The organism is Rhodococcus sp. NPDC077669, from assembly GCF_040686915.1.
GTDB classification, from domain to species: Bacteria; Actinomycetota; Actinomycetes; order Mycobacteriales; family Mycobacteriaceae; genus Rhodococcoides; species Rhodococcoides fascians.
The window spans coordinates 1-12,350 of sequence record NZ_JBFBMD010000028.1 but is presented as its reverse complement, the minus strand read 5'-3'; the positions used below and the strand labels follow the sequence as shown (position 1 = coordinate 12,350).

Here is a 12,350-nt window from a genome sequence, read left to right as displayed (position 1 = left end):
CTGTTCGGTTCGTCGATCACGAGAGACAGTGTGTCACTAGCGCGGCGGCGTGTCGGAACGGCTGTGCCGACTCCGAGCCCGAACAGTGCCGGACGGGCTAGTTGCCGAAGCTGAAGTTGCTGTCGTCCGTCGGCGTCGTCAGCGCAGCGAGCAGGTCCACGTGCATCCGACTCTTGATGCCGGCCAGGTTCGCTCCCCGGGTGCTGGTCAGCGCCGCCGCCTTGGCAACGGCGTCGGAGACCACCGATTCCTCGGACGCGGTGGCCTCGACGATTCCTGCGGCCACCGCATCGGCCCCGCCGTAACGACGGCCGGTCAGCATCGCCTCGACGGCGGTCTGTTTGGGCAGCCTGGAATTGATCAGGGCAGACATGCCGACGGTGAACGGCATGTTGAGGTTGACCTCCGGCAGGCAGTAGAAGCCTCGGTCTGCGCGCTGGATGCGGAAATCCTGCGATGTTGCGAACATCGCGCCGGCACCGAACGCATGGCCCTGCACCGCTGCGACCGTGGGCATCGGGAACGCCAGCAGCCGCGTGTAGAGCGTGTGCACGCGGTCGAGGTACCAAGTGATCCGGTCCAGGTTCGCGAACAGCCAATCGGTATCGAGTCCGTTGCTGTAGAACTTGCCTGCCGAGGTGGTGACCAGCGCGGCCGGACCGGTCGATGCCTCGACCTCGTCGAGCAGTGCATGGACGGCATCTATCCAGTCGGGGTTGAACCTGTTCTCTGGATTGCCCGCGCCCTCCTGGGCACCGAGGAACAAGATGTGGACATCACCGTCGCGTTCGAGATAAGGCATGCAGCGGATACTACTCGGCGGTAACTTCCCGGTCGCACCGTCTCGGTTCCACATCCATCGCAGCGATCTCATACTGTTGTTCATCGTGGCAACTTCCGACGCACGAGCAACCGATCCCGTGACCGATCCCGATGCGGCGGCGCGCACCGCCGCCGATGCTCTCGCTGCAGCGACCGGCATCGACACCCATGCCGTCGCCATCGTCCTCGGCTCCGGCTGGCAGGCGGCCGCAGATGTCTTCGGCTCCCCCACCGCGACCGTGCGCATGGCCGATCTCCCCGGCTTCGCGCCGCCGTCCGCGTCGGGCCATTCCGGCACGATCACCTCGGTGGACGTGGGCGGAACCCACACTCTGTTACTTCAGGGCCGTACGCACGCATACGAGGGTCACGACCTCCGACGCGTCGTGCACCCGGTGCGCACCGCGATCGCGGCAGGCGCGACGACCGTCGTCCTCACCAACGCCGCCGGCGGCATCCGTGAAGGCATGAGCGTCGGCCAACCCGTTCTGATTTCCGATCACCTCAACCTGACCGCCCGTTCGCCGCTCGTCGGCGCCGAATTCGTCGATCTCGTCGGTGCCTACTCACCCGAACTCCGCGCTCTCGCGGCCGAGATCGATCCGTCTCTCGAGGACGGCGTCTACGCGGGACTGCCGGGCCCTCACTACGAGACGCCTGCCGAAATCAAGATGCTGCGCACGTTCGGTGCAGATCTGGTGGGCATGTCGACGGTGCACGAGACGATTGCCGCCCGTGCAAAGGGTGCTCGCGTGCTGGGAATTTCGTTGGTCACCAACCTCGCTGCCGGCATGACCGGAGAACACCTCGATCACTCCGAAGTGCTCGCTGCGGGCAAGGATTCGGCAGCTCGGATGGGCGCTCTGCTGCACGAGTTGGTCACCCGACTGTGATCGAGGATCTCACCGAGCGTGTGCAACGCTGGATCGCGGGAGATCCCGATCCGGCGAGCCGCGACGAACTCGACGGCCTCTCCGATTCCGAACTCGCGGACCGATTCAGCGGTCCGTTGACCTTCGGCACCGCCGGCCTCCGAGGGCCGGTGCGCGCCGGCCCGAACGGCATGAACGTCGCCGTGGTCGTGCGAGCAACCGCCGGTATCGCAGCGTGGCTGCTCGGGCAGGGCCTCGGCGGATCCACCGTCGTGGTGGGCCGTGACGCGCGCACCGGTTCGGAACAGTTCGCCTTCGCAGCGGCGGAAACGTTGGCCGCGCAGGGATTTTCGGTGGTCCTTCTCCCTCGACCACTCCCCACGCCCGTTGTCGCCTTCGCCGTACGGGCGCTCGATGCCGAGCTGGGGGTGCAGATCACCGCCTCGCACAACCCGGCCGCCGACAACGGGTACAAGGTGTATCTGCGGGGCGGGTCGCAGTTGGTTCCGCCGAGCGATGCCCAGATCGAGGCGCTCATCGACGCCAGTGCAGATGCAGTCGACGTGCCTCGCACAGCCGTCGAGCCCAGCGGCTCGGACATCGCGTCGCGCTACCTCGATTCGGTTGTGAGACTGCCCCGTTCGAGATCACGCGATGTTCGTATCGCCCTGACCGCACTGCACGGCGTCGGCGGAGAACTCGCCGTGGCGGCACTGCGCGGCGCTGGGTTCCGCGACATCCGGGTGGTCGAGGAGCAGTTCGAGCCCGATCCGTCCTTCCCGACGGTGACCTTCCCCAACCCGGAAGAGCCGGGTGCTGCGGACGCGGTTCTCGCGCTGGCGGCCGAGACCGGCGCCGACCTCGCCGTCGCACTCGACCCCGATGCCGATCGCTGCGCAGTCGGAGTCCGAGACGCTCACGGTTGGCGGATGCTGACCGGGGACGAAACCGGCGCTCTGCTGGCCGACTACCTGCTGCGTGACGCGCCGCCCGGCTCACTGGTGGCCAATACCATCGTGTCCTCGCAGCTGCTCTCGGCACTGGCACCGGCCCGCGGCGCGCGCTATGCCCGCACACTGACCGGTTTCAAATGGCTCGTGCGCGCCGGAGACGGCCTCGTGTACGCCTACGAAGAAGCGATCGGTCACTGCGTAGATCCGAATGTGGTGCGGGACAAGGACGGGATTTCTGCCGCCGTCGTACTGGCGGACCTCGCGGCAGCGCTGAAGCAGGACGGACGCACGCTACTCGACGTACTCGACGACCTCGCCGTCGAATTCGGAGTCCACAGCGGTGCGCAGGTGTCGCGCCGAGTGCAGGATCTCACCGACATCGGGGACATGATGCGCCGACTGCGCAGCACGCCGCCGACCGAGCTGGCCGGACGCACGGTGACTGTCATGGACTACGCCGACCGGGACGACGAGTTGCGCACCGACGCAGTCGAAATCGCGGGATCCGGACTCCGGGTCATCGTGCGACCGTCCGGGACCGAACCCAAGCTCAAGGCGTACCTCGAGGTCGTCGAGCCCGTCTCGGACCGGCAGGATCTGGCGAGGGCGAGAGCGACGGCGTACGAACTCCTGGCCCAGCTCTCCGCGTTCGCAAAAGAGCTGTAACTCAGAACAGTGCCGACTGCACCGCAGGCAGATCGGACGTGAAGGCCCCGAGTTCGATGCGCCGACCCTTCAATGCCGCCAGATCCGCGACGTAGGTCTGCTCGTCGACCGAGGCGATCACCGCCTGCCCGACGCATGTCCTGATCTGCAGTCCATGAGAGCCGGTTGCGACATCGGCGGGGTAGGCAACCCGAGTATCGTTTTCGCTCAATGTTTCCCGCCCCGCAGGCGGAGTCCACCGCTCCGCGATCGGCCGACATCCGCCGATCGCGGCGTCGGTCAACAGCTGACGGACCTGCTCCGCACGCGCGGCAGTGCCTGCCTCCAACCGGTCGAGATCGAGTGGCACGCACAGCGATGCTGCTTTCGTCGCCGACCGTACGGCCTGCCGTAGTCCGAGCCTTTCGGTCACCAGGTCCTCGGCGACACGCACGGCCTTGCCGTCGTCCGCGTGCGCGACGTACTGCGCACAGATAGCCCCCTGCTCGGCCAGCCGACCCCATTTGCGAGTCTGCGCGGCCGTCCCGATCTTGAAGGTGCCGTTGGCAAACGCCGCCAGGTAGAGCCAATGCGGTGCCATGACATGCTTTTCCAGATCACGCGAGACGAATCCGCTGCGGTGCACGGTATGAACGAAACGAAACACGTCCTTGTCCGCGCACCGTGCACACTGGCTCGATCCGACGGCCGGCTCCCGGCCCGGGCACGGAACGTACCGCGGCGGCCCGTCCGCAGTGAATGCCGTTCGGCCCGTGCAGTATCGGTCTGCCGCACCGCCGAGAGCGCGGTAGCTCAGTGTGTTACCCACCAGCTCCTGAAACTCGACCTGCTCGGCCTCGATGTCGAGCAGGCGCAACCGCGGGGTGTCAGGACCGGCGGAGGGCCAGGACACCCCGAGCGCGAGCAGGGTTGCACCGGAGCGAATCAGCGGGGCCCGAACTGACGGTCGCCCGCGTCGCCGAGGCCCGGGACGATGAAGGCATTGTCGTTGAGTCCGTCGTCGATGCTCGCGGCAACGAGTCGCACCGGGAGTCCCGATGCTTCGAGCGCTGCGACGCCTTCGGGGGCGGCCACGACGCAGATGGCAGTGACATCGGTTGCGCCGCGTCCGACGAGCAGCTCGATCGTGTGCACCATCGATCCGCCGGTCGCCAGCATGGGGTCGAGCACATAGACCGGAGTCTGGGACAGGTCGTCGGGCAGGGACTCCATGTAGGGCACCGGCTGATGCGTCTGCTCGTCCCTGGCCATCCCGACGAACCCGACGCGAGACTGTGGAATCAGACCGCTCGCCTTCTCCACCATGCCGAGACCGGCACGCAGTACGGGCACGAGCAGCGGCGGACGAGCCAACCGGGTGCCCTGGGTGACTGCGACGGGAGTACGTACCTCGAACGTGTCGATGTCGGCGTCCCTGGTGGCCTCGTACACCAGCATGTGGGTGAGCTGGCGGAGCGCAGTGCGGAACGTGGCGTTGTCGCTCCGCTCGTCCCGCATGGTGGTGAGCAGGGCGGCGGCCAGTGGGTGGTCGACCACGTGTGTATCCATGTCTCACAGGATAAGGCCCAGCACCATGAGGCCCACACGATGAGCCCCAGCGGAGGAGATCGCCGAGACGCACGGTGAACGGCAAGTCGTGGGAACCGATGTGCCCGCAGTCGCGTCGAACCAGTTGGGCGTCGCATTCGGCGACTGCGCGAACGCACGCGATTTCAGGGGGACTCATGGACGAACTCGTCGTCGAGACCGAGGGGGTGCTCGCCTACGGTGCGGCTGCGTCGACCATGGCCGAGCAGATCGCGGCGGCCGGTGCTGCCGCCGCTGCCTGCGGGCCCGCCGTGTTGGCGCCGGTGTTCGGCCTGATCGGGCAGGAATTTCTGGCCACGGTGACCGGAACCCATCTGGCGCATACCGATGCGGTCGTTCGCCTGGCGGGAGCGGTGGCGAGCCTCGGTTCTGCGGCCGCCGATGCTGCGGTGTCGTACGCCCGCACCGACGACGCAACCGGGGCGGCCGTCACGGCCCACTCTGCCGGTCGCGCACCGGACGCTCGGTAAGCGGCGATGATCGATCTACTCTCTCGCCCCATCGTCGAGCTACTCGGTGCCTTCGGCGGCGGTACCGTTCCCTCCGGAGGCCCCGCGGACGTGTTGCGACTGTCGTCGGCTGCGATCGAGGCCGCCCAGGGAATCGGCCGCATCGCGATCACCGAACTTGCTTCGAACTGGAACGGCGACGCCGCGGACGCAGCACTTCGGTACGCCGAGAACGCTCATGCGAGTGCTCTGGCCCTTGCCGATCACGCGGACGATATCGCCGCCGTCGTCGATCGGGCATGTCGGGATACCGAGCAGGGTTTCGTCGAACTACAGGCAATAGTGCAGTCGTTCGTGGGCATCGCCCTTTCCGCAGGACCGATCATCGCCACCCCGATGGGGCAGACGATGCTGATCTCGGCCGCGATCGAGCACCTCGAGCGTGCCCTGGCGGTGGTTGCGCGTGTGCGCGCTGAACTGGCCGTGCACGCTGCGACAGCCGGCGAGCTGGCCTCCCCGCCCGCGGTCCCCGCACCCATCGACTCCGGCCCGGCAGCGGTGCCGGGCTCGCCCTCGAACCTGATGACCTCACCTGCAACGGCTCAGGTGATCGAGACCGGGGAGAAGCTGGCGAAGACGTTCGCGCTGCCGCTCTCACAAACCGGCGGCACGCCGGACTCCCCCGGAGCCGGTGGAGCACAGCACTTCTTGGGCAATTCGGCGATGGATTCACCCCGCGCCGGGGACGCCGGCCGAGGAGTAGAGGTGCGATTGCCCGACGGGAGCACCGTCACTGCCCCCAACGCCGAAGCCGCAGGTGCCGTTCGCAGCGCGCTGACGCAGCAGGGCGTCCCCTACGCCTGGGGCGGTACGACGCCGGGCACCGGACTGGACTGCAGTGGGTTGACCCAATGGGCGTACGCACAGCAGGGCGTCGACATCCCCCGGCTGGCGCAGGAACAGGACATCGGCTCGTCGGTCGCGGCCGGTGACGTACAGCCCGGCGATCTCGCGGTGTGGGACGGCCACGTAGCGATGGTCATCGGCAACGGCCAGCTCGTCGAGGCGGGAGACCCGGTGCAGGTAGGACCGATCAGAACGACCAACAGCGACATGGCATTCAAGGGCTTCTACCGCCCGACCCAGTAACGGTCGGACCGAACGAGAGGCAGACCGAATGAGAGGAAGTCAATGACGGACGCGAACACCACCGTCGTCAGCGCGGTATCGGCAACTCGATCCGGCTCGGTATCCGTTCGCGCCACCGAGCATGGAGTGCCGATCGCAATCGCTATCGATGAACGTGAACTACGTTACGGGGGAACAGCATTGGCGTCGACGATCCTGGATCGATGCACGCGGGCGACCACAGCCGCTCGGGCACAGCGCCGAATCCGGTTGGCCGAGGACGGGGTTCCCTCCGATATCCTCGATCGCCTGGGTCTGCCGACCCACGCCCGGACGGCCGCCGACGCGAACGACGATCTGGCCCAGGAACCGGCACCCACGAGTTGGTTGCGACCGGTATGACCCACTCTCACCCCACCGATCTCGACACCGTGATCGACAACGCCCGACACCGGCTCGACGGATTACGTGAGACACAGGAGCGCGTCGACCACATCAGGATTCGAGTGGCCTCGCCCAACGGGCTCGTGACCGTCGTCGCGGACGGAACCGGGGCCATGGTCGGCCTCGATCTCGCGGAGGATCTCGGATCGGTGACTGCCCGCGAACTCGCGTCGACCATCGTTCTCACAGCTGCCGAGGCGGCGTCCGCAGCGTTGGACCTGCGCGAGACCATCCTGCAAAGTCTGCAGGCTTCGTTCACAGACTCCTGAGATAGGCTTCGCGCCATGGCTGGAGACATCATCCCGATCGAACTCGGTCTGACCGCCGGTGACTTCTCGACTCTGTGGGCACCGGAGTGGCGAGAAGGCGACGACGAATGGGAGGCATTCCTCGGACACGAGGAAGATCTCTACGGATTCGCCACGGTTGCCGAGCTCGCCGCATTCGTCCGATCCGACGACGACAACGACCTCGTCGACCACCCGTCGTGGCCGGTGGTGTCCGCTCTCGCGGCCTACGAACTCGAGCCCGACGAGCTGCATCGGTTCGACCTCGTCGCAGTCCCCGAGTTGGTGGCTGCAGACCCCGAAGCCGACGTTCTCGCCGAACTGCAGGCCACCTTCGACATCGTCTCGTCCATCGGTGATGTCTGCGAACTACGGCCCATCACAAGCTTTTTCGGAACCAATCCGTTCGTTGGAGCGGTGGCCGGTGGCGTCGAGAACTTTCTCGGCCGTGAAGGTGCCGAGCTGTGGGACCGCATCGGCGCAGCAGTGGCGAAGCATTGGGACGAAGTCCTCGACGCAGTCGATTCCATCGTGACCTCCCCCGACGTCGACAGCGCCGCCGTTGCCGTCGCCGACGCGGAGATCACCGCGGCTGCGGAGAACGCCGTCGATGCAGACGACGCAACGGACGACATCGACGACGACACCGAGGACGAAGAGTCCGGCGACGACGCAGAGAGCGACGAGGACGACGTCGACCGAGATCCCATCGCCGCTGCCGCGGCGGAGGAGACGTTCTGGACCACCGTCGGTATCGATCCCATTCGCATCATCACGTCCGACGACACGCTGTACACCCTGCGGTGCTACCTCGGAGACAAGCCCGTCTTCCTCGGCCGCGGTGGAGCCATCAGCGTGTTCGGGTCCGAGCGGTCGCTGGCTCGCTATCTCGCCGACGATCACGATCACGACCTGGCGCAGGTCGGCACCTACTCCGATGTTCAGACCGCCGCGATCGACGGCTCCCTGGACATCACGATCACCGACGACAACGTCTACGTACTGCCCGGACTCGCCGACGACCTTGCCGACGGGCCCACCGCGGTGGACGTCGACCAGCTCGATCTTGCCGTCGAATTGTTCACCGATGCAGCCGATTTCGCCGGCGACAGCTCGGTGGACGAGGCCCTCGCCACGTCCACACCGTTGGGCTGGTACGTCTCGTACACCCTCGAGCCCAGTCCCGATCGGCTGGCCCCGAGCGCACCGTTCGACGTCGAGGCCGAGGCCTGGCGCGCCCTCGAGCGAGAGTTCGAGAGCCGTCTCCGCAAGAAGTAGGGCGTTCCCGTCCGGCCGCGCGCTCGCTCGTCAGCCGATCAGCACCGCGTAGCCGGGCTTGATGACGTCGTCGATCAACGCCAATCGCTCGTCGAACGGCAGGAATGCGGACTTCATCGCATTGATGGTGAATCGCTCAAGGTCACTCCACCCGTAGCCGAACGTATCCACCAGTTTGACCATCTCTCGGCTCATCGAGGTGTCGCTCATCAATCGGTTGTCGGTGTTCACGGTGACGCGAAACCGCAGTCGTGCGAGCAGATCGAAGGGGTGTGTCGCCAACGATTCGACGGCACCGGTCTGCACGTTGGAACTGGGGCACAACTCCAGAGGCATCCTGGTGTCGCGGACGTACGCGGCCAACAGACCGAGTGACGGCGTGCCGTCGGAGTTCGTCGTGATGTCGTCGGTGATCCGCACTCCGTGTCCGAGCCGGTCGGTCCCGCAGAACGCCACTGCCTCCTGGATGGACGGCAGACCGAACGCTTCGCCCGCGTGAATGGTGAAGTGCGCGTTGCTGGCTCGCATGTATTCGAAGGCGTCGAGATGGCGGCTGGGAGGGAAGCCCGCCTCGGCCCCGGCGATGTCGAAGCCCACCACCCCGCGGTCACGGAAACGCACCGTCAGTTCCGCGATCTCTCGTGAACGTGCGGCGTGCCGCATGGCCGTCAGCAGGGTGCCGATGGTGATGTTCTTGCCCCGCACCTTGGCTGCGGAGATGCCCGCCTCGAAACCGGCGAGGGTGTGGGTGACGACCTCGTCGAGGGTCAGCCCGCGTTCGAGGTGCTGTTCCGGCGCGAAGCGCACCTCGGCGTACACGACGCCGTCGTCGGCCAGATCCTCGGCGCATTCGCGCGCCACCCTGAACAACCCCTCGGGGGTTTGCATGACAGCCACGGTGTGCGCGAAGGTCTCGAGGTAGCGCTCGAGCGATCCGCTGTCCGCTGCGTCGCGGAACCACTCCCCCAGAGCGGCACCGTCGGTCGCGGGTAACCCGTCGTATCCGCATTCGTCGGCCAGTTCGAGCACGGTCTGCGGTCGGAGTCCGCCGTCGAGGTGATCGTGGAGCAACGCCTTCGGAGCCGACCTGATGGACGCGAGATCGAGTGGCGCACTGCCACCGATCGAGGACTGAGTGTTCTCCGCGGTGCTCATGTGTCGACGGTAGCGCGCGTCGTGCGCGGACGCGCGCCTGTCATCGCCACTCGGCGAGTCCGCGGATTCCCCCGACGTCCGCCGCTTCCGCGACCTATTTCGTTGCATTGTTACTCCGATGAAAACTATTCCGTCGATACACAGCGAATCGGCGACGGAAATCGTAGTGTTCATCCATCACACGCGACCGATTCTGTCGGGTCCACTTCCGACGCCTCGGTCGACTCGAACCTCGGAGAGACCTATGTCGATTGCGGAACCGCCCAACACCATTCCGGGCAAGGGACTCAACACCGGCGCGCTCGGGTTGGTCGGCAACATCGTCATCGGACTGTCGGCGGTGGCCCCGGCCTACAGTCTCGCCGCCACCCTCGGCTACGTCGTTCTGGCCGTCGGCGACAAAGCACCGTCGATGTTTCTCATCGCCTTCGTTCCGATGCTGCTCACCGCCTTCGCCTACCGCGAGCTCGGGCGCGACACACCGGACTGCGGGACGTCGTTCACCTGGGGCACCAAGGCCTTCGGGCCCTGGGTCGGTTGGATGGCCGGGTGGGGGCTGGCCGTCTCGGCGATCATCGTGCTGGCCAACGTCGCCGAGATCGCAGCCATCTACCTGTTCGAGTTCCTCGGCCTGTCGGACTTGGCGGAGTCCACCGCGGCCAAGGTCGCCCTCGGTTCGTTCTTCATCGTCGCGATGACCTACGTCAGTTTTCGCGGCATCCTCATCAGCGAACGCATGCAGAACGTGTTGCTGGTCGTCCAGTTCGGCGTACTCATCGGAGTGTCGGTGACGGCACTGGTCAAGGTGGGGACGGGTACGGCCGGTCCGCAGGCCATCACGCCGCAATGGAGCTGGTTGGTGCCCACCGGGGTGACGATGTCCGACGCGGCCCAGGCCATCATCCTGTGCATCTTCATCTACTGGGGATGGGATGCCTGCCTTGCCGTCGGCGAGGAAACGAAGGACTCGGAGAAGACGCCGGGACGAGCCGCAGTGATCACCACGCTGATTCTCGTCGCGACCTACGTGCTCGTCGGATACGCCGTGCAGTCGTTCGCCGGGTTCGGAGACACGGGTATCGGTCTGAACAACCCGGACAACATCGACGATGTGCTCACCATTCTCGGCGATCCGGTCGCCGGCTCGATCGTCGCGTCGCTGCTGCTGTTGACGGTGTCCATCTCGGCGCTGTCCTCTACACAGACGACCATCCTGCCCACGGCCCGCGGAACACTGTCGATGGCCGTCTACGAGGCAATCCCCAAGCGGTTCGCCAGCGTGCACCCCAAGTACATGACGCCCGGCTTCGGCACGCTCGTGATGGGTGCCGCAGCCCTGATGTTCTACCTTGTGCTCACCTTCGTCAGCGCCAACGCGCTGCAGGATTCGGTGGCATCGCTCGGGCTCGCGGTCGCGTTCTACTACGGCATCACCGCATACGCGTGCACGTGGTACTTCCGTCGGACACTGTTCTCGTCCGCCCGAAACCTGTTCATGCGCGGCATCTTTCCACTTCTCGGTGGGCTGTCCATGACGTGGGCGTTCGTGCAGAGCGCAGTCGACATGATCAAGCCCGACTACGGTTACACCGTCTACGGTCCGATCGGCGGAGTGTTCGTCCTCGGTGTCGGCATGCTGGTACTCGGAATCCCCCTGATGCTGCTGTGCTTCGTGGGTAATAAGGATTTCTTCCAGGGCAAAACACTCACCGCGTCCACCGAAGTCAAGGTTCCGGACACTTACTAGAAGAGAAGGACCGAAACTCATGAAGATCACCGTCGGCTACCTCGCCACCCCGAGCGGCGACGACGGCGTAGCCCTGGCCACCGCCCTCGCCCGCGCCCTCGACGCGTCCATCGACATCGTGCTGGTCATGGCCGTCGACGAACCTGTCATGGAAGGCAGTGGACCGTATCGAAAGATCCTCGAGGCCAAGGCGAGGGGCTGGGTGGACGACGCGGCCGCCCAGGTCCCGTCGGGTATCGAGGTGACCACGCACGTGATCGGCCACGAGTCGTTCGCCCGCGCCCTGATCGACTTCGCCGTGAACTCCGATGCCGACATGATCGTTGTCGGCGGTGCCAGTGACGGCCTGCTGAACCGACATTCGATCGGCTCGGTCGCCGGTCAGCTTCTGCACGCCTCGGAAGTTCCGTTGGCACTTGCCCCTCGGGGTTACCGGCTCTGCAGCGCACCGATCACCGATCTCACCGTCGCCGTCCCAACCCGGTCATCCGCCCCGAACCCGTTGCCGTTCGCTTTCACTCTCGCCAGCGCTGCGCACGTGCCTCTTCGATTGGTCTCGCTGGTCTCTCTGGAATCGACCGGAACCCCGAGCGACGAGACTTCACTGGACACGCGTCGACGGCAAGTCGCTGCCGCACAGGAGAATCTGGAACTCGCGGCCCGCACCCTCCCCGGCATCGAAGGCCTGGAATCCGTGGTGGCCGACGGGTCGACACTGGACGAGGCCGTGGGCAACCTCGAGTGGAAACCGGGTGATATGTTGTTGCTCGGCTCGAGTCGGCTGGCGATCCCCAAGCGGGTGTTCCTGGGCTCGAGTGCCGCCAAGATTCTGCGTGCTGCCCCGGTGCCGGTGGTCGTCGTTCCGCACGAGTAGACGGTATGGAGGTCTTGGCTGGGGCCCCTCCGCATGTAAGCGTGGGTTGCCGACAGGAGTGGGTCCTGGCCGGTAGAGCCACAGATGT

At 66.1% G+C, this 12,350-nt stretch carries 13 protein-coding genes; 9 read left to right on the top strand and 4 right to left on the bottom strand.

Annotation, left to right across the window (positions count from 1 at the left end; all coding sequences use genetic code 11):
- Window positions 1-97: 97 nt before the first annotated feature.
- Window positions 98-802, bottom strand: a complete 705-nt coding sequence (locus AB0P23_RS22065) for an enoyl-CoA hydratase-related protein (RefSeq protein WP_032372735.1) — start codon at window positions 800-802, stop codon at window positions 98-100.
- An 85-nt stretch (window positions 803-887) separates the two neighbouring features.
- On the opposite strand from AB0P23_RS22065, the gene AB0P23_RS22060 reads away from it, so the two are divergent.
- The gene (locus AB0P23_RS22060; protein ID WP_045842090.1) at window positions 888-1,715 is read left to right on the top strand and encodes a purine-nucleoside phosphorylase; all 828 of its coding nucleotides are present in this window, start codon (window positions 888-890) and stop codon (window positions 1,713-1,715) included.
- Window positions 1,712-3,313, top strand: coding sequence for a phospho-sugar mutase (locus tag AB0P23_RS22055; protein WP_032372736.1), 1,602 nt, complete (start codon window positions 1,712-1,714; stop codon window positions 3,311-3,313). Before AB0P23_RS22060 ends, AB0P23_RS22055 begins: the two co-directional genes overlap by 4 nt.
- A gap of 1 nt (window position 3,314) precedes the next feature.
- On the opposite strand, the gene AB0P23_RS22050 is transcribed toward AB0P23_RS22055, so the two are convergent.
- Both AB0P23_RS22050 and upp read right to left on the bottom strand, forming a co-directional pair.
- Entirely contained in the window at window positions 3,315-4,205 is an 891-nt protein-coding gene (locus tag AB0P23_RS22050) for a DUF2797 domain-containing protein (protein ID WP_230593563.1), read from the bottom strand.
- Between the two features lie 32 nt (window positions 4,206-4,237).
- Window positions 4,238-4,861, bottom strand: a complete 624-nt coding sequence (gene upp, locus AB0P23_RS22045) for a uracil phosphoribosyltransferase (protein WP_027496434.1) — start codon at window positions 4,859-4,861, stop codon at window positions 4,238-4,240.
- Between the two features lie 176 nt (window positions 4,862-5,037).
- On the opposite strand from upp, the gene AB0P23_RS22040 reads away from it, so the two are divergent.
- From AB0P23_RS22040 to AB0P23_RS22020, 5 genes are read left to right on the top strand one after another with little or no spacing between them, the layout of a single operon-like run.
- A complete protein-coding gene (locus AB0P23_RS22040) occupies window positions 5,038-5,370 on the top strand; it encodes a type VII secretion target (protein WP_080733168.1) in 333 nt (110 codons plus the stop codon).
- A gap of 6 nt (window positions 5,371-5,376) precedes the next feature.
- Window positions 5,377-6,498 carry a C40 family peptidase gene (locus tag AB0P23_RS22035; RefSeq protein WP_045841977.1) on the top strand — a complete coding sequence of 374 codons (1,122 nt, stop codon included), beginning with the start codon at window positions 5,377-5,379 and terminating at the stop codon, window positions 6,496-6,498.
- Between the two features lie 42 nt (window positions 6,499-6,540).
- Complete coding sequence (locus AB0P23_RS22030) at window positions 6,541-6,879, top strand: hypothetical protein (protein ID WP_032372738.1); 339 nt, start codon at window positions 6,541-6,543, stop codon at window positions 6,877-6,879.
- Window positions 6,876-7,190: a YbaB/EbfC family nucleoid-associated protein gene (locus AB0P23_RS22025; RefSeq protein ID WP_363799413.1), complete on the top strand. Its 315-nt coding sequence runs from the start codon at window positions 6,876-6,878 to the stop codon at window positions 7,188-7,190. The genes AB0P23_RS22030 and AB0P23_RS22025 overlap by 4 nt, the downstream gene beginning before the upstream one ends.
- A 15-nt stretch (window positions 7,191-7,205) precedes the next feature.
- Window positions 7,206-8,486, top strand: a complete 1,281-nt coding sequence (locus tag AB0P23_RS22020; protein ID WP_363799412.1) for a primosomal protein — start codon at window positions 7,206-7,208, stop codon at window positions 8,484-8,486.
- 30 nt (window positions 8,487-8,516) lie between these two features.
- On the opposite strand, the gene AB0P23_RS22015 is transcribed toward AB0P23_RS22020, so the two are convergent.
- On the bottom strand, window positions 8,517-9,641 hold the full coding sequence (locus AB0P23_RS22015) for an adenosine deaminase (protein WP_045841980.1): 1,125 nt from the start codon (window positions 9,639-9,641) through the stop codon (window positions 8,517-8,519).
- A gap of 244 nt (window positions 9,642-9,885) precedes the next feature.
- Here AB0P23_RS22015 and AB0P23_RS22010 point away from each other — a divergent pair, with 244 nt between their 5' ends.
- Both AB0P23_RS22010 and AB0P23_RS22005 read left to right on the top strand, forming a co-directional pair.
- On the top strand, window positions 9,886-11,388 hold the full coding sequence (locus tag AB0P23_RS22010; protein WP_283542786.1) for an APC family permease: 1,503 nt from the start codon (window positions 9,886-9,888) through the stop codon (window positions 11,386-11,388).
- A 19-nt stretch (window positions 11,389-11,407) separates the two neighbouring features.
- Window positions 11,408-12,262, top strand: a complete 855-nt coding sequence (locus tag AB0P23_RS22005; protein WP_363799408.1) for a universal stress protein — start codon at window positions 11,408-11,410, stop codon at window positions 12,260-12,262.
- Window positions 12,263-12,350 lie beyond the last annotated feature (88 nt).